Below are 21,636 nucleotides of genomic sequence, written 5' to 3'. Positions count from 1 at the left end.
TGGGGCCCGCCGGTGTCGGCGTCAGTCGATCAGGCTGGCCAGCCAGCCCGGCTGGAAATGTAGGTCGACGTAATCGGCCAGGCCGTCGAACACGGCTTCCAGTGACCGGCCCGATTGCCCGAACAGGGCTTGCAGCACGGCCGGCTGCTCGAACAGGCCGTGGGCATAGACGCCCAGCACGCGGCCGGTCTGCCAGCCGATGGCCTCGCCATCCGCGTTGCGCAGCGCCACCTGCGGGGCCGGCAGGCCAGGGTGGGGCTGGGTGCGGCCGTGGCGGATTTCATAACCTTCGGTCTGCACGTTGGACAGCGTGGCCCAGGGGCCGTCGGTGGCGCCGAACTGCAGCGCGGTGCGGCTCAGCAGCTTCTCGGTCTCGAACACGGTGACCAGCGGCAGCAGCCCCAGGCCGGGCGCGTTGCCGTCCACGCCGTGGGTGTCGATCAGCGCTTCGCCCAGCATCTGCAGCCCGCCGCAGATGCCCAAGATCCGGCCGCGGTGGGCGTTGATGGCCAGGTCCAGCTTCTGCGCGCGCAGCCAGGCGAGGTCGGCGGCGGTGGCCTTGGAGCCGGGCAGGATGATCCAGTCGGCGGCCGCCAGGTCGGCGGCCGAGCGCGCCCAGGACAGCCGCACGCCCGGCAGCTGGCGCAGCGGCTGGAATTCGTCGAGGTTGGACAGCCGCGGGTAGGCGATTACGGCGATGTGCAGCCCGCCGCCGGTGGTGGCGTCGTCGAACACGCCGTCCTCCTCGGGCAGGCCGTGGCCGCGCCACATGGGCAGCGTGGCGATGGTGGGCACGCCGGTCAGGCGCTCCAGCACCTCGGGGCCGGGCGTGAGCAGGCCGGCGTCGCCGCGGAAGCGGTTCAGCACGAAGCCGCGCACCTGTGCGCGCACGTCCTCGGGCATGAGCTGGTGCGTGCCGTAGAGGTGGGCGAAGGCGCCGCCGCGGTCGATGTCGGTCACCAGCAGGCAGGCGGCCCGCGAGTCGCGCGCGGTGCCGAGGTTGACGTAGTCGCTGCCGGCCAGGTTGATCTCGGCCGGCGAGCCGGCACCTTCGATGACGACGACGTCGTTCTCGCTGATCAACTCGTGCAGCGCCGCGCGGGCGCGCGGCCTGAGCAGCCCGCTGCGTTCGCGCCAGGGCATGCGCGACAGCGCGGCGTCCACCTCGCCCATGATGACGACCTGGCTCTGTGTGTCGGCCTCGGGCTTGAGCAGCACCGGGTTCATGCGCACCTCGGGCACGCGCCGCGCGGCCAGGGCCTGGAAGTACTGCGCGCTGCCGATCTCGCCGAGTCGACCGTCCAGGCCCGGCACGACACGCGCGTTGTTGCTCATGTTCTGGGCCTTGAACGGGGCCACCTTGAGGCCCTGGCGCGCATACCAGCGGCACAGCGCGGTGGCGAGCCAGCTCTTGCCCGCGCCGCTGGTGGTGCCGAGCACCATGACGGCCTTGCGGCGTGGTTTCATGTTTTTTCTCCCTGAATGTCGTGCAGCGCCTGCCGCAGCGCCTGCTGCGCGGCCGGCGGCTGGGCCGACACGCGCACCCAGCCGGGCAGGCCGAAGCTGGTGGCGTCGCGCACGCGCAGGCCGTGCTCGCGCAGGCGGCGCGGCGTGTCGGCCACGGGCGGGCGGGCCAGCCAGAAGTTCGTGCAGCTGGGCTGCTGCTGCCAGCCCAGCGCCGCCAGCAGCGCGCGCTGGGCCGTGCACCAATCGCGCAGCGTCGCGCGGGCCTGCGCCAGCCAGGCCTGCGTGTCGTCGTCCAGCCAGTGCGTCAGCAAGGCCACACCTTCGGCGGACAGCACCCAGCTCGGCGCCAGCGACAGTGCCTGCGACCACAGCGCATCGGCGGCGGGTGCGATGGCGTAGCCGGCGCGGATGCCGGTCAGCCCGAGCGCCTTGTTGGGGCACACCAGCTGCCAGGCGCCGGGCGGCAGTTCGGGGGCGGTGCCGTGCAGCCGCAGCGGCTCGTAGGCGCGGTCGACGATGACGTGATGCCCAGCCAGCGCAGGCCAGTCGGTGTCGCTCGTGGCAGGGCTGGCGCCGGTGGGGTTGCAGGGCTCGCACAGCCACACGAGGGCCGGTGCCGTGGGGCGGATGTCGGCCGTGCGGGCATAGGGCTTCACCGCCAGGCCCAGCGCCTGCGCGGCAAGCGCGTAGTCGCCAAAGCCGGGTTGCGGCACCCAGGCCTCGCGCCGGCCGTCGAGCCATGCGGCCAGCGTCAGCCGGCGGATGGCTTCGGCACCGCCCGCGGTGGGCAGCACGAGCTTGTCGTCGCCAGGGCCCGCGAGGCGGCGGCGCAGCGCGCGGTAGTGCGGGTCGGGGTAGGCGTGGCGGTCGGCGGCCTGCACGGCCTGCAGCAGCGCCGGTGGCGGGCCCAGCGGGCTGGCGTTGGAGGAGAAGTCGTGCGCGGGCGTGGGCCCGTCGTCGGTGCCGCCGTGCTCGGCCAGCAACGGCGTGGTCATGCGCGCAGCGCCCAGGCGAATGCCGCCATCAGCAGCGCGCCGGCGACGACGGCCTGCCGCGCCATGCCGCGCGCCGCAGCCAGGTCGCCGGGCTGCACGGCCTGGCCGTCGGCGTGCAGCGTGTAGACGCCCGGCTTGGCCAGGCGTCGGCCCAGCCGCAGCGCCATCGCGGCCATGGGCCAGCCGCTGTTGGGCGACGGCGTGCGGCGCGCCTCGCGCAGCAGGGCGCGCAGCGACGGCGGCCACAGCAGCAGCGCCGTCAGCCGGGCGGGCAGCCAGGACAGCACATCGTCCGCGCGTGCGGCCCATTTGCCGGACCATTCGCGCTCATCGCGGTAGCCCCACATCGCGTCGGCGGTGTTGGCGAAGCGGTAGATCGCCGCACCCGGCAGGCCGAACAGCGCGAACCAGAACAGCGGCGCGATGACCGAGTCGTTGAGGTTCTCGGCCAGCGTCTCGATGGCGGCCTCGCGCACCTCGGTCTCGGACAGCGCCGAGGTGTCGCGGCTGACGAGCCGCGACAGCCGCTGGCGGCCGGCGTCCAGCGACTGCGCGAGTGCAGCCTCCACGGCCATGGCTTCGTCGGCCAGCATGCGCCAGGCCAGCAGCGGCTTGAGCAGCAGGCCCAGCAGCAGCGCCGCGCCCAGCAGGCCCGGTGCCGACGTGGCCGGCGCCAGCGCGATGAGCACCCAGCCCGCCAGCCACAGCGACAGGAAGGCCACCAGCGCCGCGCCGAGCAGCCAGGCCAGTGCGCCGCCGATGAAGGCCACCGGCGCGGGCAGCCGGCTCAGCCGGAACCAGCCCAGGTAGCGGCCCATGCCGACCACCGGGTGCATCCAGGCCGGCGGCTCGCCGAGGCGGTCCACCAGCAGCGCCACGCCGATGGCCAGCGGCAACAGCAGGGGCATGCCCATCGTCATCTCGCTCAGCCTAGCGGCGGCAGGCGGCCCAGCACGCTGCGCTTGAGCCGCTCGGGGCGGCGGCTCCAGGCCAGCAGGCCGTCGCCGGGCTCGGCGTGCTCGGCCGCCACGGTGAGCAGCGCGTCGACGCAGGCCGCGTCGGGCGTCAGCTGGCCGAACAGATAGCTGTGCTTGCCGGCGCCCTGCAGCGCGGCGGTGCAGCTCTGCGCGCAGGCTGCCATGCAGGCCTGGCCGCGCACGGGCACCGTGCCATCACGCGCAAGAGCCTCGTTCTCGACAGCCTCCAGCAAGGCCAGGCCCTGGCCGTCGGCGCAGGTGGTGCAGATCGTCAGCGTGCTCAATCCTCGATCCCTCGCTGCGCCGGCACGCCGGCCTGATAGTGGTGCTTGATCATCACCATTTCGGTGACCGTGTCCGCCAGCTCGATCAGCTCGGCCGGTGCGCCGCGCCCGGTCAGCACGACGTTGACGTGCGCCGGCCGCTCGCGCAGGCAGGCCAGCACCAGTGGCAGCGAGACCCAGCCGTAGCGCAGCGGGTACATGATCTCGTCGAGCACGATGAGGAAGTGGTCGCCGCTGCGGATGGTGGCCTCGGCGCGCGCCCAGCCCTCGCGGGCCAGTGCGGCGCTGTGCTCCAGGTCGCGGCTCTTCCAGGAAAAGCCGTCACCCAGGCCGATGATGGGCACGCCCAGCTGCTCGAACACGCGGTGTTCGCCGAAGCGGGCGCTGGGCACCTTCATGAACTGGTAGATCAGCACCGGCTTGCCGCGGCCGTGCGCGCGCAGGGCCAGGCCGAAGGCGGCGGTGCTCTTGCCCTTGCCGTCGCCGGTGTGCACCAGCACCAGGCCGCGCCGCTCGCCCATGGGGATGACGCGTTCGCGGTTCACCGGGGGTTGCTCGATCTCCATCTTCGGAACTCTCCATCAACAAGTCAGGACACGACCGGCGTCACGCGCCGGCCGGCTCCATCAGCACGGTGCGTGCCTGCATCGGCCGCAGCCGGCGTCAGGCCGCGCCGGCCCTGCCACGCGGCGCCGAGGGCGACGAGCAGCAGCATGCCCACGCCGGCCAGCGCCTGGGCCAGCGGCGAGGCCGCAGCGCCGGCGGGGGCCGGCCGCTGCTGCGCCTGCAGTTGCAGGCCGCGCACGCGGGGCGGAGGTGCCGCCGTTGCGGGTGCGGCCGCCTGGGCGGGCGGACGCGCCGCGCGCGCGACGGCAGGTGCCGGGGCGGCAGGCACGGCTTGGGTGGCCTGGTCGGCCGCCCAGCGGCGCACGCCGGCCAGCTCGTTGGCGAGCGGCGCGGCGGCGGTCAGCTCCCGGTAGCGGCTGGCCAGCTCGCGGCGGGTCTGGGCGTCGGGATGCCAGTAGCCCATGCGGTCGGCCTGCACCAGGCGCTCCAGCGCCTGCGCGTAGGCCTGCGGGTTCTGCCGCAGCCAGTCGGGCACGCCGAGCTTGTGCTTGTCGCTCACCAGCACGTCGTGGAAGCTCTGCCAGTGGTCGGCGCGCACCGTGCCCGGGGCGATGTGCTGCCAGCCGTAGCTGTATTGCACGGCCTTGAGCACCTGCAGCGCGCCGGCCCAGCCTTCGGCCTTCTGCGCCTTGAGCCAGCCCGGGTGCAGGTAGCGCGTCTGCATCTCCAGCGCGATGGCCTGGGCGGCGGTCTCGGTGTGCTGTTCGGCGGCGTCCTGCAGCTGGCTCACGTGCAGCGCGATGTCGCCGGTCTTGCCGGCCACCTTGGCGGCGGCGGCCAGGCCGCCGAGGTACTGGAAGGGGTCGTCGCTGCTGGCCATGGCGTAGAGGTGGCTGCTGCGCGACATCAGCGCCGCGTCGGTGTGGCGCAGGTGGGCGCCCAGCGCCTGCCGGGCCTGCGCGGCGGGCACGGCCAGCGGCTCGCCGTCGACATAGGGTTGGCTCATGGTGCTCAGGAAGAGCTGGCCCAGGCGCGGGTCGGGCCGGCCGTTGCCGCTTTGGAGGCCGTCGGACTGCACGGCGTCGGCGATGCCGGTGCCGTAGTCGCCCGCCGGGTTGCCGAACACGCGGGCCAGCGACAAGGCCTGGGCCTGGGCGGGTTTCACGCCGGCCTTGCGCAGCTCGCCCTCGATGGCGCGGTTGTTGCGCGCGATGGCGTTGTCGGACTCGGCCGCGCCGGCGGCGGCCACGGCCTGGTCCAGCAGCTTCATCAGCGCGGGGAACTGGTCGCGGTAGGAGCCGGTGACGGACAGCAGCACGTCCACGCGCGGGCGGCCCAGCTCGGCCGGCGCGATCAGCGCCACGCCGGTCGGCCGGCCGGTGGCGTCCCACACGGGCCGCGCGCCCAGCGCCACCAGCGCCTGCGCTTCCATGACGCCCTGATGGCGCAGCGTCTCGCCGGCCCACAGCGACAGCGCCAGCCGCTGCGGTGGCTGGCCGGTGCGCGCCTGTTCGGCATACCAGCGCTTGAACAAGGCCTGGGCAGCCTCGTAGGCCTGGCGGGTCGGCAGGCGGTTGGGGTCCAGGCCGGTGAGGTTGCGGCCCGTGGGCACGCTGTCGGGGTTGCGCAGCAGGTCGCCCCCGTAGGCGGCCGGGATGAAGTGGCCGTCGAGGGCGCGCAGCAGGCCGGGCATCTCGCCCTCGATGGCCAGGCGCGCCCACATCTGCTGGGCGCGCAGTGCCAGCGCGTGCAGCGCCGCCGTGTCGATGGGCTTGCGGGCCGCGCGGTTGGGCACGAAGCCGTCGCCGCAGGTGACGAGCGGGGCGCTGGCGGCGCCGGCCGGCGCCGAGGCGGCATGGCGCAGCTCGGCGGCCACCGCGGACGCTGCCGACGCTGCGGCGGCCGTGCCGGCGGCGATGCAGGCCGAGGGCCGCAGGTCCAGGTGGCTGGCGGCCTTGGCGTCCTGCAGTGCCAGCGCCAGCCAGCGCGCCGGGCGGGCCTGGCCCACGCCTTCATGGTCGATCAGGAAGGCCTCGTCGATGTCTTCGCCCAGCGCCTCGATGAGCGGCACGCGCAGCAGCTGCAGGATGGAGCCGCGCCGCTGGGCCTCGTCGGGCACCACGCCGAACACCGCCAGGCCCTTGGGCTGCGAGCTCTGCGCGAGGCGGTCCAGCCAGGGGTGCAGCAGTTCCAGGAAACCGCTGAAGTTGGCGGCGATCTGCTCGGCCGTCCAGCCCAGGTCGCGGTGCAGCTGGTGCTCCACGAACTGCTGAATCATCTGCCGCTCCAGCCCCTGGCGCGTCGGGCCGGGGTCCACGGTTTCCCATTCGTGCATCAGCTCGTGCATGTGGGCCATGCGGGCATTGAAGCCGGCCGGCGCGAAGCTGGGCGTGCGGTGGCTGACCATCAGCGCGCGGCCGCGGCGCTTGGCGGTGAGCGCCTCGCCGAGGTTGTCGACGATGTAGGGGTAGATGACGGGCACGTCGCCCAGCGGCAGCCAGACGGGGTCGAGCACGTCGGGGCCGCGCAGCTTGCCCGGCGCCCATTCCTGCGTGCCGTGGGTGCCGAAGTGGATGACGGCGTCGGCCTCGCGGGCCCACAGGTAGGTGGCCAGGTAGTGGTGCGACAGCGGCGTCTTGCTGCGGTGCATGAACGGGTCCTGCCCGTTGCGCAGCGTCTCTTCGCGCGGCGGCTGCGGCAGCACGGCCAGCGCGCCCAGCTGCAGGCGCGGAATGACGAACACCGGCTCGCCCTGCCAGGCCTGAACATAGCGGCTGCTGGCCGGCACGCCCCAGCGCGCGACGATGGGCTGGCGCACGGCGGCGGGCAGCGCGTCGAACCAGGCCTGGTAGCGGGCCAGCGGCAGCGCGGCGGCCTGGCCGGCCTGCAGCAGCGCGCGCAGGTCGGCGCCCGGGTAGTAGGCCGACAGCAGCGGCTGGAGTTCGGCGATCCACTCGCCCTCAGCGCGCGGTGTCACGGTGTAGCCGGCGTCGCGCAGGCCCTCGGTCACGCGCGCCAGGCTGCGCGGCACGTTCAGGAAGGAGGCGCCGAAGTTGCTGCCGCCCGGCGGGTAGTTGTAGACGAAGGCGACCAGGCGCTTGTCGGCGTGAGGCTTGGTCTGCAGTGCGACCCAGCGTGCCGCCTTGGCCGCGACGCTGGCGGCCTGGCGGTCGATGAGCTGGGCCTCGCCCTGCTTGGGGTGCGCCACCACGACCACCGGGTCGATGAGGCCGGCGGCCTCGGGCTGGGCGAAGTAGAACGGGATGTCGGACTGCGCCAGGCCGGTTTCGCTGGCCTCCCAGGCGGCGGCCGCGTCCTGCCGGTAGGGCTGGGTCTGCAGCACCGGCGCGCCCCAGCGCTCGAAGGTGGGCTGCAGGTTGGCGCCCTGCGTCAGCAGGCTGTGGTTGACGACGAGGCGGGCCTGCAGCTGGCCGTCGGCTTCCAGCAGTTGCGTCAGCGGTGCGTCGCCCAGCTGGCTGCTGAAGGCGGCGTAGGCGAGCAGCCCCCGGCGGCGGAACATGGCGAGCCAGCGGTCCAGCCAGGCCGTGTCACCCTGGACGAAGTGGTAGCGATGCAGCAGCAGCGCCACGGGCTCGCCCGTGTGGCCCTCGCGGGCCGCCCAGGCGCGGAACTCGCCGGCATTCGCGAACAGCGCCGGCGCGCCCGGGAAGTACACGCCGCGCTGCGGCAGCGGCAGCGGCGGCGCCAGGGCGGGTGCGGGCTGGCCCAGCAGCTGGGCGCGTGCCAGCGCGAACGCGGCGCGCGTGTTGGCGGGCCCGCCGGCCTGCAGATAGGCACGCGGGCTGAGGTCGCCGGCGGCGGGCTCGCCGGCCGGGATCCACAGCACGCGGTCCGCCGGCAGCGCGGCGCGTTGCAGCGCGGTGTCGAGCAGCTGATGCAGCCGCGCCTCGACGCTGGCGTGCGGCATGTCCACCCACACGAGATCGGCGCCGCGCAGCGCCTGCGCCAGGGCCGGGTCTTGCGCCGGCACGCCGCCGCGCAGCGGGTATTCCAGCCGCTGCACGCTGAAGCCGGCGGCGCGGCCCTCGCGCTCGATCAGCGCCTGCTTGGCGGCCGGCGTGATGTCCACGCCGATGAACAGCAGCCGGCCGGCGGCCTGCGCCAGCAGCGGCAGGCACAGCAGGGCCAGGCCCAGGCAGCGCGCCAGCCGGCTCATCGCGGCGCGGATGCGGCGTCGCCGCCTTCGGGCACGTAGATGATGCTGCCGTCCTTCATGCGGTAGGCCACGCCGGCGCGCTCGCCCTGGCCCTCGGCGCTGCCGCCGTTGCCGCGGTAGCGCACCTCCTGGCCGTCGCGGCGCACGATGATCTCCATGCCCGGCTGGCCGGGGTTGCGGATGATGGTTTCGTCGGCCTGCGACTGCTGCTGCATGGCCACCGCCGTCAGCAGCGCGACGACGAGCACGAGGAACACGTCCACCAGGTTGACGGCCGACAGCATGGGGTCGTCGTCCTCTTCGGCGAGGATGTTCAGCCGCCGGCTCATGCCCAGCCCTTCTCGGCCTTGATGCTCAACAGTTCGGCGATGAGCCAGCGGCGGCGCACGGAATACACCACCAGCGCGATGGCTGCGGCCGCCAGCGCCAGCACCACGCCCGAGAACGCCGAGCTGAACACCGCCAGCGCCTGCTGGCCCTGGCCGGCGGCCACGCTCTGCAGCGCCGGGCCCAGCGGCACCATGGTGGCGATCAGGCCCAGCAGCGGGGCGACGCGGCCCAGCAGCCGCGTGGGTTCGAGCCGGCGCGCGATCTGCAGCTCCAGCCCCTCCAGGCTGCTGTCGTCGGCCACCTGCAGCGTGCGGTAGCCGGGGCGGCGGCGCTGCAGCGCCTCCATCAGCGTGGCGCCCGCCGTCCACAGCGCGTAGACGAAGCCGAGGGCCACGAGCAGCAGCACCGGCCACAGCAGGGCCTGGGCGATGTGGGCGAAGGTGGTTTCAAGCATGGCCATCGGTGCCGAGGAAGAAGGCCGCGACGGCCTCGGGGTTGGACGGGAAGTAGTGGTGCACGTAGGTGGCGCGCAGCGGCCCCTGCTGGTAGAGCGCCTCGGCCGCCTTGCCGCCGTTCGGGTTGGTGGCGGTGGCGATCGCCGTGAGCGGGGTCTCGAGCGTCGAGTAGTGATAGGTGTGGCCGCGCAGCGGGCCCTCGGGCCAGTCGATGGCCTGCAGGCCCAGCGCGGCCAGGCGGTGCCGCACATGGGCGCGGCCGGGCAGCAGGCCGGCCATGCGGTGGCGGTCGCCGGCCACGTCGACCAGCTCGTCCAGCAAGGCCAGCATGCCGCCGCATTCGGCCAGCAGCGGCTTGCCCGCCGCCACGTGCGCGGCCAGCGCGGCGGCCAGCGTCGGGTGGGCGCCGAGCTTGTCAGCGTAGAGCTCGGGGTAGCCACCCGGCAGCCACAGCGCGTCGCAGTCGGGCAGTGGCTCGTGACGCAGCGGCGAGAAGAACGCCAGCTCGGCGCCCATGGCGCGCAGCAGGTCGATGTTGGCGGGGTAGATGAAGCCGAAGGCCGCGTCGCGCGCGATGGCGATGCGCCGGCCGGCGAGCAGCGGCCGCGGCGCCTCTTCAGCCACGTCCTCGATGGGATGGGGCCGCAGCGTCAGGCCTGGGCGCAGCGCGGCGTCCCAGGCATCGGCCCAGGCGTCGAGCAGCGCATCCAGCCCGGGCTGCTCGATCGCCTGCACCAGGCCCAGGTGCCGCTCCGGCAGCGTGAGGCGCGGCTCGCGGGGCAGCGCGGCGATCAGCGGCAGCTCGTCGGGCAGGCCTTCGCCCACCATGCGGGCGTGCGCGGCGCTGCCCACGCGGTTGGCGATGACGCCGAGGTGGCGCAGGTCGCGCCGGAACCCCGCCAGCCCGGTGGCCAGCGCCGCGAAGGTCTGAGCCATGGACGAGGCATCGATGACGCAGACCACCGGCAGGCCGAAGGTGGCCGCCAGGTCGGCGCTGCTCGGGTCGCCGTCGAACAGGCCCATGACGCCCTCGACGAGGATGAGGTCGGCCTCGCGGGCGGCGCTGGCCAGCAACGCCTGGCAGTGCGTGAAGCCGCCCATGAAGAGATCCAGCTGGTAGACGGGATGGCCGCTGGCGCGTTCGAGGATGCTGGGGTCGAGGAAGTCGGGGCCGGTCTTGAACACGCGCACACGCTCGCCGCGCCGGGCATGCGAGCGCGCGATGGCGGCGGTGACGCTGGTCTTGCCCGAGCCGGAGGAGGGGGCGCTGATGAAGAGGGCGGGCGTGGTACTCATGCGTTCAGCGCGATCCAGCGCGCTTGGGCCTGCAGGATGAGCAGGCGGTGTTGGAAGACCTGTTGCAGCGCCGCGTGGGTGGCGGCGTCGCCGGGCGCGCCGCTGTGCACGATGCGGCCCTGGTCCATGACGAGCAGGCAATCGGCCTGCAGGGCGATGTTGAGTTCATGCAGCACGCTGACGACGGCGACGCCGGCGCGGGCCTGGGCCTGCGCGATGCGCACCCAGTCGCTCTGGTGCGGCGGGTCGAGGTGGGCCAGCGGCTCGTCCATCAGCAGCACGCGGGCCTGGACGGCGAGCGCCCGCGCCAGCAGCACGCGCTGGCGTTCGCCGCCCGACAGCTGGGCCAGCCGCCGGCCGCGCCAGTCCCAGCTCTGTGTCTGCGCCATGGCCTGCTGCACGGCGGCGTGGTCCTGCGCCGTGGGCGGTGCGAGCCACGCCTGGTGCGGCAGCCGCCCGAGCATGACGACGTCCTCGGCCGACAGCTCGTCCGCGTCGCCCTCGTTCTGGCCCAGCCAGGCCACCGCACGCGCGCGTTCGCGCGCCGGCCAGGCCGGCCACGGGCGGTCGTCCAGCGTCAGCTGGCCGTCGAACGGCAGCAGGCCGGTGAGGGCGCGCAGCAGCGTCGACTTGCCGGCGCCGTTGGGCCCCACGATCGCCGTCCAGCGGCCGGGCTCGGGTGCGAACTGCAGCGGCTGCAGCACGGGCCGGCCGTCGAGGGCGAGGCCGTTGAGCGCCAGGGCCAGGCGTGCCGGCGCGTTCATCGCCGACCCCCGAGGGGCAGGCCGCGCCGGTGCATCAGCCACAGCAGATAGCTGCCGCCGAGCAGCGCGGTGATGGTGCCCACCGGCAGCTCCTGCGGCGCGATGACCCAGCGCGCGGCGATGTCGGCCGCCAGCAGCAGCGTGCCGCCGGTCAGCGGCGCCAGCAGCAGCAGCGCGCCGTGCGTGACGCTGCCCCAGCTGCGCACTAGGTGCGGTGCGACCAGGCCGACGAAGGCCACCAGGCCGCATTGAGCCACCGCAGCGGCCGTGCTGAGCGACATGGCGGCGATCAGCAGCAGCCGCAGCAGTGTCAGCCGCACGCCCAGCGTGCGGGCGGTGGCCTCGCCCAGGCTCAGCGCGTCCAGCCCGCGGCTGCAGCCCAGCGCCATGGGGCCGGCCAGTGCCAGCGCCGCGAACAGCACCAGCACCGAGGTCCAGCCCAGGAAGCCGGTGCTGCCGAGCATGAAGGACTGCATGGTGCGCATCACGTCGAGGTTGATCAGGGTCAGCAGCGCCGTGCCGGAGCCCAGCACCACGCCGACGATGACGCCGGCGAGCAGCAGGCGCAGCGTCTGCTCGACGCCGCGGGCCAGCGTCAGCGTCAGCAGCACGGCGGCCACCGAGCCGATGAAGGCGGAGCCGGTCATGCCCACACGCAGCGCCAGCATGGTGCTCGCGGGCGAGATGCCCACGAAGAACAGCATCACGGCCAGCCCCAGGCTGGCGCCGGCGGAGCTGCCCAGCAGATAGGGGTCGGCCAGCGGATTGCGGAACAGCCCCTGGCCGATGGCGCCGGCTAGCGCCAGCAGCGCACCGGCCAGCCAGGCGCCCAGCGTGCGCGGCGCACGGATGTCCCACAGGAGCTGGCGCAGGCTGTCGTCGGCCGCCGTCAGCGGGCTCCAGCCGGTGCTGCCGATACTCAGCCCGAGCGCGAAAAGCCCCGCCGTGGCGGCCAGCAGCAGCGCAGCGCGGCCACGCGTGCCGACGTTCAACGCATGCCCCCGGGCGGGGCGGTGAATGCGGCGGTGGGCAGCGGCACGGGGCCGGCGGCGGCCTGGCGCAGGCAGCGCGCCATCAGCGCGGCCGCCTCCGACATGCGCGGGCCGGGGCGCACCAGCACGTCCGACTCGGCCGGCACCCACACGCACAGGCGCTGGTTCTTGACCGCCTGCAGGCCGGCCCAGCCGGGCCGCTGCGGCAGGCCGGGTGCGCTGCGCTGGCCGACCATGATGACCTGCGGGTCCGCTCGAACGATGAATTCGGGGTTGAGCTTGGGGAAGGGGCCCAGCTCCGGCGGCACGATGTTGCGGGCGCCGAGGCGGGTCAGGATTTCGCCCATGAAAGAGGCGGCGCCGGCCGCGTACGGGGCCGAGTCGACCTCGTAATAGACCGTCAGCCCGCGCGCTGCGGCCGGCAGCGTGGCGGCGCTTTGCGCAATGTGGCCGTCGATGCGGTTCCAGAGCCGGCGCGCCTCGTCGGGGCGCTCCAGCACCTGGCCCACCGTGCCGATCACGCGCTGCACATCGGTCATGCGCTTGGGCTCCAGCGCGATGACCTTGATGCCGAGGCTTTCGAGGCGATCGACGATGCGCGCGGACACGCCCAGCAGCACGACGTCGGGCTTCAACGCGGCCAGGGCTTCGACGGCGGTGTCTTCCAGCCCGCCCAGCTTGGGCAGCTTCTGGGCCCGCTCGGGAAAGTTGGAGAAGCGATCCACGCCCACCAGCTTGGCGCAGTCGCCCAGCTCGCAGACGGTCTCGGTGAGCGACGGCAGCAGGCTGACGATGCGTTGCGGCACGCCGGGCAGCGTGACGGTGGCGCCGCGGTCGTCCTTCAACGTGATCGGCGCGGCCTGGGCCAGCGCGGCCAGTGCCAGCAGCGGCGCCGCCAGCAGTCGTCGTGTCATCGTCATTCCTCGTCCTTCTCGACCGCGCGCGTCCAGGCCTGCCCGGCCACCATCAGCGTCAGGTTCTGGCTGCGCCGGGCCACGGCCTGGTTGAGCCGGCCCAGTTCGTCCACGTAGAAGCGCGCTTCGCGCGACATCGGGCTCACGCCCCAGCCCACCTCGTTGGACACGAACACCACCGGCGACGGCAGCGTGGGCAGCGCGTCCAGCAACGCCTGGCGTTCGGCGGCCCAGCCGGGCAGGTCGGGCGCGTCGTCCATCGGCATCAGCCAGTTGGTCAGCCACAGCGTCAGGCAGTCCACCAGCAGCAGCCGGCCGGGCGCGGCGGCTTCGCGCAGGGCTGCCGTCAGTGCCAGCGGTGCCTCGACGGTGGCGAAGCTGGCCGGACGGTCGGCGCGGTGCTTGTCTATGCGCGCCTGCATCTCCGCGTCGAAGGCCAGCGCCGTGGCCACGATGGTGACCGTGTGGCCGGCCTCGGCGCGCTGCCAGGCCTGCGCCAGGCGCTCGGCGTGGCGCGACTTGCCGCTGCGCTGGCCGCCGACGATGAGATGGTGGGCGGCCACGAAGCGTCCTCAGAGTTGCGGCGTGAAGCGCAGGCCGATGAAGACCTGACGCGGCGAGACGGCGTAGGTGCGCGCGGTCTCGTACTTGCGGTCGAACGCGTTGTCCACCTTGAACTGCAGGCCCACCTGGCGCGACAGCGTGTACTGGGCGTCCAGGTCCATCGTCGCGTAGCCGCCCAGCTGGTAGCCGGTGCTCAGGTTGTCGGTGCGCTTGCTGCTGGCGAGCACCTGGCCGCCCAGCGTCCAGGCGCCGATGTCGGTCTCGGCGCGCACGGTGCCATGCGCCTTGGCGCGGCGCGCCAGCAGCTTGCCGTAGTTGGCGGACGCCTTGTCGCTGTCCTTGGGCGCCTGCAGGTCCAGCGTGCCGGACAGGCGCACCGCGCCCAGTGCCGTGGCGCCGCGCAGGCTCAGGCCCTGCAGCCGGCCTTCGCTGACGTTGTCGTAGCAGCCGTAGAGGCTGGGGCAGGGGCCGGCCACGGGGGTGGGCTTGGACACGTAGACGATGAGGTCGCGCACCAGGTTGCGGTAGGCGGTGATGCTGAACTCGTCGTTGCCCGATGCGTAGTGCAGGCCCAGCTCGGCGTTGCGACCCTTCTCGGGGCGCAGCGATGCCTTGCCGCTGTCGGAGAAGCGCTGGTACAGCGACGGCGCGCGGAAGGAGGTGCCCGCCGAGGCCTGCAGGCGCCAGGCGCCGCCCAGCTTGTAGCCGCCGGCCACCGAGCCGGTGCTGGTGCCGCCGAACTCGCTGTCGCGGTCATGGCGGGCGTTGAGCTGCAGCGACAGCGGGCCGTTGGCCCAGGCCCAGCCGGCGCCGAAGGCGTCCTGGTGGCGTTCGCCGTGGCCGGGCTGCGCGGCAGAGACCAGGCCGCTGTTGTCGAGCTGGTCCTCGCGGCGTTCCAGCAGGCCTTGCAGCGTGCCGATCGTGCCCAGGTTCAAGCTGGTGTTGAAGCCGTAGGTGCGCACGCGCGTCTTCGTGACGTAGGGGCTGGGCTGGGTCTCGTAACGCTCGGTCGATTCGCCCACGCTCAGTTCGCTGCGCAACGCGTCGCTCCACTGCGCGGCCCAGGCCAGGCGGTTGGCGCGGGTGTCGGAGATCGTGCGGTCGTTGGTCTTGGCGGTTGCGCTGGAGTCGTACTCGGCGTCGACATGGCTGGTCAGCGCGCTGACTTCCACGCGGTGTTCGGCCGCCAGTTGCACGCCAAGGCGCAGGCTGGCGTTGCGGCTGCTGTAGCCGTCGTCGTCGGGCGTGAAGGTGGCGGTGGCGGCGGCAGGCCGGGCGTTGAAGCCGTTGCTGCTTTCGCGTGCGCCGGACAGCGCGTAGTCGACGATGCCGGTGCGGCCCCTGACGCTGACGTCCGCCTTGGCCAGGCCGCGGTTGCCGCCGCCCACGCCGACGTCGACGACCGGCTTGGCGTCGCCCTTGCGGGTGAAGATCTGCACGACGCCGCCGATGGCGTCGGAGCCGTACAGCGCGCTGGCCGGGCCGCGCACGATCTCGACGCGTTCGATCTGCGCCAGCGGGATGGCGTTCCACGACACGCCGCTGCTGGCCTGCGAGTCCACGCGCACGCCGTCGATGAGCACGGCCGTGTGGCGGGTGTCAGCGCCGCGCACGAACAGGCTGGTGTTGGCGCCGGCGCCGCCGTTGCGGATCATCTCGAAGCCCACCTGGCGGCGCAGCAGATCGGCCAGCGAGCCGAAGGCCTGGCGCTCGATGTCGTCGCGTGTCAGCACCGTCATGTCGGCCAGCACGTCGGACAGCTTTTGCGGCGTGCGGGTGGCGGTCGTGACGACGGTGTCGAGCTTGGTCGGGGTCTGGGCGTGCGCGGACGCAGCCAGGGCCAGCGCGGACAGAGCGAGCAGCGGCCGACGGGCCGCGAAGAAAAATTGGGACATGAGAAAGCGCAAACGACCAATCAGCCGTGCTGACCCCCGCAGCAAGGATGAAAAACGGCTTCCGCAGAAGCCCCCTCGTTGGCCGGTATCCGGGCTGGTGGCGCACCGTTCGACGCCTTCCCGGTGCGGTGCACCAGTGGCTTTGCGAGTCGAACGGAGAGGCGCGGCGGCCTCGTCCACTTACCGTTGCGGGGACAGCTCAGGTTAGGTTCACGGCGTGGCCGCTTGCCCTCCTGATTCCCGTTGAACTGCAGCCGCCGTGAAAGCGGGCGCGAGCACCAACAAGGCGCATTCTATCGAGTGGGCTTGCTGGCCCCGGGCGCGGGCTTGCTGGGTTTGACGGGCTTGGCCGTCTTCGGCGGCTTGATCTGTGTGACCGGCGGCGCGCTGGCCGCCTGGGCGGGGGCGGCCTGGCTTTGCAGCCCGATGTGCTGGGCGCGCTGGCGGCGCGCCTCGGCCTCGCTGGCGCGGCGGGCGGCGGCCAGCGCCGCGGCCTGCTTCGCGTCGGCGAGGTGGCGTTCGCGCGCGGCCTTGCTGTCGGCCGCGCTCGGCTCGTCGTAGGCCACGGCACTGGCGGCGGCGGCGCCCTGGCAGGGCGAGTCGCGCAGGTCGCGGCCCTCGGGGCCGCAGCGGTAGACATGGGCTTGCCGCACCTGGGTCTGGGCCTGGGCCTGCGCCATGACGGCGAGGGTGAGCGCGAGGGCGGCGAGCAGCGGTTTCATGAGGCCGCAGTGTCCGTCGGCGGGGCGGGCATGGGGGGCTTGGGCCGGGGCGGTTTCGCGTGAATCTTGGCCAGCGCCTTGTCCATCTCGCCGCGCAGCATCAGCTCGACGGCGCCGTAGCTCTTCTCGATGCAGTCCTCCACTGCCTGGCGTTCGGCCAGCGGCGGCTTGCGCAGCACATAGCCGGCCACCTCGGCCTTGTGGCCCGGGTGGCCGATGCCCAGCCGCAGCCGCCAGAAGTCGCCGCTGCCCAGCTGGGCCTGCATGTCCTTGAGGCCGTTGTGGCCGCCGTTGCCGCCGCCCTTCTTGAACTTCATCTCGCCGGGCGGCAGGTCCAGCTCGTCGTGGATGGCCAGGATCTCCTCCGGCGCGATCTTGAAGAAGCGCGCGAGCGCCGCGACCGACTTGCCGGACAGGTTCATGTAGGTCATGGGCTGCAGCAGCCAGATCGGGCCGCTGGCCCCGGGCGCGTTGTTCACGCGTGCCACCAGGCCGTGATAGGCCTTGTCCGGTGCGAGGCTGGCCTTGAGGCCGCGCGCCAGTCCGTCGATCCACCAGAACCCTGCGTTATGCCGCGTGTCTTCGTATTCGGCACCTGGATTGCCCAGGCCCACCATGAGCTTGATCATGCGGGCATCGTAGGGCCAGTCCGGCGGTGTCGCGTGATCCGTGGCCGGGCCCGGTGCCTAGCGCATCACCCATTCGCGGGCCGGTCTTGGGCCCAGCAACGCGCCAGCTACATTCGCCCCGGACACTGCGCGCTTCAGGAGTAGACCCGAATGCAGAACAACGAATGCCAACGCAGCAGGTCGGCCGGCAAGGTCCGGACGGGGGTGCTGATCGTCATGGGTGTTGCGGCCGTCGCACTGGCCGCGTGGTGGTGGAAGAGCCGGGACGCCGGCGTGGCGGGCGGCCCGGCCGGTGCTGCATCGGCCGCCGCCGGGGCCGGGCGTGCGGCCGGTGCCGGCGGTGCGGGCCGCTTCGGCCGCAGCGGCACGCAACCGGTGTCGGTGGCCGCAGTGCAGCGCCGTGACCTGCCGGTGGCCGTGGAGGCCATCGGGAGCATCGCGTCGGCGAACACCGCCGTCGTGCGCGCCAAGGTCAGCGGCGAGCTGAAGGCGATCTACTTCAAGGAAGGCGAGCCGGTGAAGGCCGGCCAGCTGCTCGCGCTCATCGACCCGCGCAGCTACGAGATCGCGCGCGATCAGGCGCAGGCGGCGCTGGCGCGCGACAAGGCGCAGCTCGAGAACGCCCGCGCCGACCTGGCCCGCTATAAAGACCTCGTCGCGCAGGAGGCCGCGCCACGCCAGCAGCTCGATACGCAACTGGCCCTGGTGCGGCAGCTGGAGGCCACCGTGCTGTCCGACCAGGCCACGCTGGACAACGCCAAGCTGCAGCTGTCGTACACGCGCGTGACCGCGCCGATTTCGGGGCAGGCCGGCCTGAAGCAGGCCGACCTCGGCAACAACGTGACGCCCAGCGACACCAACGGCCTCCTCAGCATCGCCCAGACGCAGCCGGCGGCGGTGGTCTTCGCCGTGCCGGACGCGCGGCTGGCGCGCATCCGCCAGCAGCTCGGTGACAAGCAGCCGCTGCCGGTGCAGGCCTGGGACCGCGAGCGCCGCGTGAAGCTCGGCGAAGGCCACGTGGCCAGCACCGACAACGCCATCGACGCGACCACCGGCACCATCAAGGTCAAGGCGCTGTTCGACAACAAGGACGGCAGCCTGTTCCCCAACCAATTTGTCAACGTGCGGCTGCAGCTGGACACGCTCAAGGGCGTGCTGGTCGTGCCGACCGCAGCCGTGCAGCGCGGCGCGCCGGGCACCTATGTCTATGTCGTGGCCGATGGCACGGTGGCGCTGCGCAAGGTGCAGGTTCTCGCGACCGACGGCGAGGCGACGGCGGTGCAGGGTGAGCTGAAGCCGGGGGACCAGGTCGTCACCGATGGCGCCGACCGCCTGCGCGACGGCGGCAAGGCCGAGGTCATCCAGGCGCCGGCCGCCGGCGCCTCGGCGGCCGGCGGGCGCGAGCGCGGCCGCAACCGCCCGCAAGCCGCGTCGGCGCCGGCCTCCGGCACCGCGCAGTGAGGCCGGGGCGATGAACCCGTCACGCCTCTTCATCGCGCGGCCGGTGGCCACGTCGCTGCTGATGCTGGCCATCGTGCTGGCCGGCGCGCTGGCCTACCGGCTGCTGCCCGTGTCGGCGCTGCCCGAGGTGGACTACCCGACCATCCAGGTCACGACGCTCTACCCCGGCGCCAGCCCGGACGTGATGACGTCCTCCGTCACCGCGCCGCTGGAGCGGCAGTTCGGCCAGATGCCGGGCCTGGCGCAGATGTCGTCCAGCAGCTCGGGCGGGGCGTCGGTCATCACGCTGCGCTTCGACCTCGCCGTGCAGCTGGACGTGGCCGAGCAGGAGGTGCAGGCCGCCATCAACGCCGGCAGCAACCTGCTGCCCAGCGACCTGCCCATGCCGCCGGTCTACAGCAAGGTCAACCCGGCCGACGCGCCGGTGCTGACCATCGCGGTCAGCTCGTCCACGCTGCCGATCACGCGCGTGCACGACCTCGTCGAGAACCGCCTTGCGCAGAAGATCTCGCAGGTGCCGGGCGTGGGCCTCGTCGCCATCGCGGGCGGGCGCCGCCCGGCCGTGCGCATCCAGGCCGACCCCGGCGCGCTGGCCACGCTGGGCCTGTCCATCGACGACGTGCGCACGGCCATCTCGGCGGCCAACGTCAACCAGTCCAAGGGCAGTTTCGACGGGCCGCTGCGGGCCTCCACGCTGGACGCCAACGACCAGCTGAAGAGCGCCAGCGAATACGCCAACCTCGTCATCGCCTACAAGAACGGCAACGCCGTGCGCCTGAAGGATGTGGCGGTGCTGGTGGACGACGCCGAGAACCTGCGCCTGGCGGCCTGGGCCGGGCAGGCGGGCAAGCCGTCGGTGTCGGCCGTGATCCTGAACGTGCAGCGCCAGCCGGGCGCCAACGTCATCGAGACGGTGGACCGCGTGCGCGCCGTGCTGCCGCAGCTGCAGGCCAGCCTGCCGGCGTCGCTCGACGTGCAGCTGCTGTCCGACCGCACGAACACGATCCGGGCCTCGGTCACCGACGTGCAGCACGAACTGCTGTTTGCCATCGTGTTGGTCATCGGCGTCATCTTCGTGTTCCTGCGCAGCCTGCCGGCCACCATCATCCCGGCCGTCGCGGTGCCGGTGTCACTGGTCGGCACCTTCGGCGTCATGTACATGGCGGGGTTCTCGATCAACAACCTGACGCTGATGGCGTTGGTCATCTCCACGGGCTTCGTCGTCGACGACGCCATCGTCATGATCGAGAACATCGCGCGGCACATGGAGGAGGGCGGCGAGAGCGTGTCGGCCTACGCCGCGGCGCTGACCGGCTCCAAGCAGATCGGGTTCACCATCATCTCGTTGACGGTCTCGCTGATCGCCGTGCTGATCCCGCTGCTGTTCATGGGCGATGTCGTCGGCCGGCTGTTCCACGAGTTCGCGATCACGCTGGCCGTGTCCATCCTGATCTCGGCCTTCGTGTCGCTGACGTTGACGCCCATGATGTGCGCGCGGCTGCTGAAGCACGAGCATGACGAAGACCACGGCCGCCTGTGGCGCCTGGTGGGCAAGGCCTTCGACGACATCGTCGCCGGCTATGACCGCATGCTGACCTGGGTGCTGGACCGTCAGGCCGCGACGCTGGTCGTCTTCACCGCGACGCTCGGCTTGACCGGCGTGCTCTACCTGCTCGTGCCCAAGGGCTTCTTCCCGGTGCAGGACACGGGGCAGATCCAGGGCATCACCGAGGCCGCGCAGTCCACATCCTTCGCGGCCATGGCCCAGCACCAGCAGCGCATCGCCGAACGCGTGCTGCAGGACCCGGCGGTGGACAGCGTGTCGTCCTTCATCGGCGTGGACGGCGGCAATACGACGCTGAACCAGGGCCGGCTGCAGATCACGCTCAAGCCCAAGGAGACGCGCGGCGCCAGCGCCACCGAGGTGGCGCGCCGCATCGCCGACGAGGCCGCCGGCGAAGCAGGCATCTCGCTGTTCCTGCAGCCGGTGCAGGACCTGACCATCGAGGACCGCATCGCCAAGACGCAATACCAGTTCACGCTCAGCTCGCCGGACTCGGCTGAACTCGCTCGCGCGACGACGGCGGTTCTGCAGCGCCTGCGTGAGCTCAAGCAGATCGCCGACGTCGCCAGCGACCAGCAGGACCAGGGGCTGCAGGCCTATGTCGACATCGACCGCGACGCGGCCGGGCGGCTGGGCGTCAGCGTGTCGACCATCGACAGCGCGCTCTACAGCGCCTACGGGCAGCGGCTGATCTCCACCATCTTCACGCAGAGCAACCAGTACCGCGTCGTGCTGGAGGTGGCGCCGCGCGACCGCGAGGGCCTGGATGCGCTGCGGCGGCTGTATGTGCCGGGCACCGGCGGCGTGCAGGTGCCGCTGAGTTCGGTGGCGCGCTTCAGCGAGCGGCTGGCGCCGTTGGCCGTCAACCACGTGGCGCAGTTCCCGTCGTCCACCGTGTCGTTCAACCTCGCACCGGGCGCTTCGCTCGGCGACGCGGTCAAGGCCATCCGCACGGAGGTCGATGCGCTGCAACTGCCGCTGAGTGTGGAGACGCGCTTCGAGGGCGCCGCGCTGGCCTTCCAGGCTTCGTTGACGAGCACGCTGCTGCTCATCCTCGCGGCCATCGTGACGATGTACATCGTGCTGGGCGTGCTCTACGAGAGCACCATCCACCCGCTGACCATCCTGTCGACGCTGCCGTCGGCCGGGCTGGGCGCGCTGCTGGCGCTGCTGGCCTTCCGGCTCGACCTCGACATCATCGCCATCATCGGCATCGTGCTGCTGATCGGCATCGTCAAGAAGAACGCGATCATGATGATCGACTTCGCCTTGGAGGCCGAGCGTGACCACGGCAAGTCGCCGCGCGAGGCCATCCACGAAGCTTGCCTGCTGCGCTTTCGGCCCATCCTGATGACGACGATGGCCGCGCTGCTGGGCGCGCTGCCGCTGATGCTGGGCACCGGTGTGGGCAGCGAGCTGCGCCATCCGCTGGGCGTGGTGATGGTGGGCGGGCTCATCGTCAGCCAGCTGCTCACGCTGTTCACGACGCCGGTCATCTACCTGGGTTTTGCGGCGCTGGCCGCGCGGCTGCGCCGCGGCAAGCCTGAAGGGGCGCCGGCATGACGGCCCCCACGCTCGCGTTG

At 72.7% G+C, this 21,636-nt stretch carries 18 protein-coding genes and 1 riboswitch; of the genes, 2 read left to right on the top strand and 16 right to left on the bottom strand.

What is annotated here, in order from left to right; genetic code table 11:
- Positions 1–21: 21 nt before the first annotated feature.
- The 16 genes from ACG00X_RS18710 to pth all read right to left on the bottom strand — a co-directional run bounded on the left by ACG00X_RS18710 (position 22) and on the right by pth (position 17,028).
- A complete protein-coding gene (locus tag ACG00X_RS18710) occupies positions 22–1,467 on the bottom strand; it encodes a cobyric acid synthase (RefSeq protein ID WP_394490282.1) in 1,446 nt (481 codons plus the stop codon).
- The gene (locus ACG00X_RS18705; RefSeq protein WP_394490280.1) at positions 1,464–2,462 is read right to left on the bottom strand and encodes an aminotransferase class I/II-fold pyridoxal phosphate-dependent enzyme; all 999 of its coding nucleotides are present in this window, start codon (positions 2,460–2,462) and stop codon (positions 1,464–1,466) included. The genes ACG00X_RS18710 and ACG00X_RS18705 overlap by 4 nt, the downstream gene beginning before the upstream one ends.
- A complete protein-coding gene (gene cbiB / locus ACG00X_RS18700) occupies positions 2,459–3,370 on the bottom strand; it encodes an adenosylcobinamide-phosphate synthase CbiB (protein WP_394490278.1) in 912 nt (303 codons plus the stop codon). The genes ACG00X_RS18705 and cbiB overlap by 4 nt, the downstream gene beginning before the upstream one ends.
- Before the next feature lie 17 nt (positions 3,371–3,387).
- Positions 3,388–3,723, bottom strand: a complete 336-nt coding sequence (locus ACG00X_RS18695; protein ID WP_394490276.1) for a DUF1636 family protein — start codon at positions 3,721–3,723, stop codon at positions 3,388–3,390.
- Positions 3,720–4,289: a cob(I)yrinic acid a,c-diamide adenosyltransferase gene (gene cobO / locus ACG00X_RS18690; protein ID WP_394490274.1), complete on the bottom strand. Its 570-nt coding sequence runs from the start codon at positions 4,287–4,289 to the stop codon at positions 3,720–3,722. The genes ACG00X_RS18695 and cobO overlap by 4 nt, the downstream gene beginning before the upstream one ends.
- A 23-nt stretch (positions 4,290–4,312) precedes the next feature.
- Positions 4,313–8,467 (bottom strand): cobaltochelatase subunit CobN, encoded by a 4,155-nt coding sequence (gene cobN, locus ACG00X_RS18685; protein WP_394490272.1) that lies wholly within the window; start codon positions 8,465–8,467, stop codon positions 4,313–4,315.
- On the bottom strand, positions 8,464–8,796 hold the full coding sequence (locus ACG00X_RS18680) for a DUF2149 domain-containing protein (protein WP_394490270.1): 333 nt from the start codon (positions 8,794–8,796) through the stop codon (positions 8,464–8,466). The genes cobN and ACG00X_RS18680 overlap by 4 nt, the downstream gene beginning before the upstream one ends.
- Complete coding sequence (locus tag ACG00X_RS18675) at positions 8,793–9,257, bottom strand: hypothetical protein (RefSeq protein ID WP_394490268.1); 465 nt, start codon at positions 9,255–9,257, stop codon at positions 8,793–8,795. The genes ACG00X_RS18680 and ACG00X_RS18675 overlap by 4 nt, the downstream gene beginning before the upstream one ends.
- Positions 9,244–10,548, bottom strand: coding sequence for a cobyrinic acid a,c-diamide synthase CobB (locus ACG00X_RS18670; RefSeq protein ID WP_394490266.1), 1,305 nt, complete (start codon positions 10,546–10,548; stop codon positions 9,244–9,246). The genes ACG00X_RS18675 and ACG00X_RS18670 overlap by 14 nt, the downstream gene beginning before the upstream one ends.
- Positions 10,545–11,312, bottom strand: a complete 768-nt coding sequence (locus ACG00X_RS18665) for an ABC transporter ATP-binding protein (protein ID WP_394490264.1) — start codon at positions 11,310–11,312, stop codon at positions 10,545–10,547. Before ACG00X_RS18665 ends, ACG00X_RS18670 begins: the two co-directional genes overlap by 4 nt.
- Positions 11,309–12,304, bottom strand: a complete 996-nt coding sequence (locus ACG00X_RS18660; RefSeq protein ID WP_394490262.1) for a FecCD family ABC transporter permease — start codon at positions 12,302–12,304, stop codon at positions 11,309–11,311. The genes ACG00X_RS18665 and ACG00X_RS18660 overlap by 4 nt, the downstream gene beginning before the upstream one ends.
- Positions 12,301–13,218 carry an ABC transporter substrate-binding protein gene (locus ACG00X_RS18655; protein WP_394490260.1) on the bottom strand — a complete coding sequence of 306 codons (918 nt, stop codon included), beginning with the start codon at positions 13,216–13,218 and terminating at the stop codon, positions 12,301–12,303. Before ACG00X_RS18655 ends, ACG00X_RS18660 begins: the two co-directional genes overlap by 4 nt.
- A gap of 2 nt (positions 13,219–13,220) precedes the next feature.
- Positions 13,221–13,781 carry a bifunctional adenosylcobinamide kinase/adenosylcobinamide-phosphate guanylyltransferase gene (cobU, locus tag ACG00X_RS18650; protein ID WP_394490258.1) on the bottom strand — a complete coding sequence of 187 codons (561 nt, stop codon included), beginning with the start codon at positions 13,779–13,781 and terminating at the stop codon, positions 13,221–13,223.
- Between the two features lie 9 nt (positions 13,782–13,790).
- On the bottom strand, positions 13,791–15,677 hold the full coding sequence (locus ACG00X_RS18645) for a TonB-dependent receptor domain-containing protein (protein ID WP_394490256.1): 1,887 nt from the start codon (positions 15,675–15,677) through the stop codon (positions 13,791–13,793).
- Between the two features lie 63 nt (positions 15,678–15,740).
- Positions 15,741–15,975, bottom strand: a riboswitch (cobalamin riboswitch).
- Positions 15,971–16,399 (bottom strand): hypothetical protein, encoded by a 429-nt coding sequence (locus tag ACG00X_RS18640; RefSeq protein WP_394490254.1) that lies wholly within the window; start codon positions 16,397–16,399, stop codon positions 15,971–15,973. Its footprint overlaps the riboswitch before it by 5 nt.
- Positions 16,396–17,028, bottom strand: coding sequence for an aminoacyl-tRNA hydrolase (gene pth, locus ACG00X_RS18635; RefSeq protein ID WP_394490252.1), 633 nt, complete (start codon positions 17,026–17,028; stop codon positions 16,396–16,398). Before pth ends, ACG00X_RS18640 begins: the two co-directional genes overlap by 4 nt.
- Positions 17,029–17,178: 150 nt before the next feature.
- Here pth and ACG00X_RS18630 point away from each other — a divergent pair, with 150 nt between their 5' ends.
- Together ACG00X_RS18630 and ACG00X_RS18625 are read left to right on the top strand one after the other, a co-directional pair.
- Positions 17,179–18,489, top strand: coding sequence for an MdtA/MuxA family multidrug efflux RND transporter periplasmic adaptor subunit (locus ACG00X_RS18630; RefSeq protein ID WP_394490250.1), 1,311 nt, complete (start codon positions 17,179–17,181; stop codon positions 18,487–18,489).
- Between the two features lie 10 nt (positions 18,490–18,499).
- The gene (locus tag ACG00X_RS18625) at positions 18,500–21,616 is read left to right on the top strand and encodes an MdtB/MuxB family multidrug efflux RND transporter permease subunit (RefSeq protein WP_394490248.1); all 3,117 of its coding nucleotides are present in this window, start codon (positions 18,500–18,502) and stop codon (positions 21,614–21,616) included.
- The last annotated feature ends 20 nt before the right edge of the window (positions 21,617–21,636 follow it).

It is taken from the genome of Pelomonas nitida (assembly GCF_043555975.1).
GTDB lineage: Bacteria > Pseudomonadota > Gammaproteobacteria > Burkholderiales > Burkholderiaceae_C > Pelomonas > Pelomonas nitida.
This window is presented reverse-complemented; position numbering and strand designations above follow the sequence as displayed.

Bases quoted from the DNA above. Each gene is read 5' to 3' on its own strand.
- ACG00X_RS18655 (WP_394490260.1), bottom strand. From the start codon at position 13,218: ATGACACGACGACTGCTGGCGGCGCCGCTGCTGGCACTGGCCGCGCTG.
- ACG00X_RS18705 (WP_394490280.1), bottom strand. From the start codon at position 2,462: ATGACCACGCCGTTGCTGGCCGAGCACGGCGGCACCGACGACGGGCCC.
- ACG00X_RS18675 (WP_394490268.1), bottom strand. From the start codon at position 9,257: ATGGCCATGCTTGAAACCACCTTCGCCCACATCGCCCAGGCCCTGCTG.
- ACG00X_RS18645 (WP_394490256.1), bottom strand. From the start codon at position 15,677: ATGTCCCAATTTTTCTTCGCGGCCCGTCGGCCGCTGCTCGCTCTGTCC.
- cobO (WP_394490274.1), bottom strand. From the start codon at position 4,289: ATGGAGATCGAGCAACCCCCGGTGAACCGCGAACGCGTCATCCCCATG.
- ACG00X_RS18710 (WP_394490282.1), bottom strand. From the start codon at position 1,467: ATGAAACCACGCCGCAAGGCCGTCATGGTGCTCGGCACCACCAGCGGC.
- ACG00X_RS18680 (WP_394490270.1), bottom strand. From the start codon at position 8,796: ATGAGCCGGCGGCTGAACATCCTCGCCGAAGAGGACGACGACCCCATG.
- ACG00X_RS18665 (WP_394490264.1), bottom strand. From the start codon at position 11,312: ATGAACGCGCCGGCACGCCTGGCCCTGGCGCTCAACGGCCTCGCCCTC.
- cbiB (WP_394490278.1), bottom strand. From the start codon at position 3,370: ATGCCCCTGCTGTTGCCGCTGGCCATCGGCGTGGCGCTGCTGGTGGAC.
- pth (WP_394490252.1), bottom strand. From the start codon at position 17,028: ATGATCAAGCTCATGGTGGGCCTGGGCAATCCAGGTGCCGAATACGAA.
- ACG00X_RS18630 (WP_394490250.1), top strand. From the start codon at position 17,179: ATGCAGAACAACGAATGCCAACGCAGCAGGTCGGCCGGCAAGGTCCGG.
- ACG00X_RS18640 (WP_394490254.1), bottom strand. From the start codon at position 16,399: ATGAAACCGCTGCTCGCCGCCCTCGCGCTCACCCTCGCCGTCATGGCG.
- ACG00X_RS18625 (WP_394490248.1), top strand. From the start codon at position 18,500: ATGAACCCGTCACGCCTCTTCATCGCGCGGCCGGTGGCCACGTCGCTG.
- cobN (WP_394490272.1), bottom strand. From the start codon at position 8,467: ATGAGCCGGCTGGCGCGCTGCCTGGGCCTGGCCCTGCTGTGCCTGCCG.
- ACG00X_RS18670 (WP_394490266.1), bottom strand. From the start codon at position 10,548: ATGAGTACCACGCCCGCCCTCTTCATCAGCGCCCCCTCCTCCGGCTCG.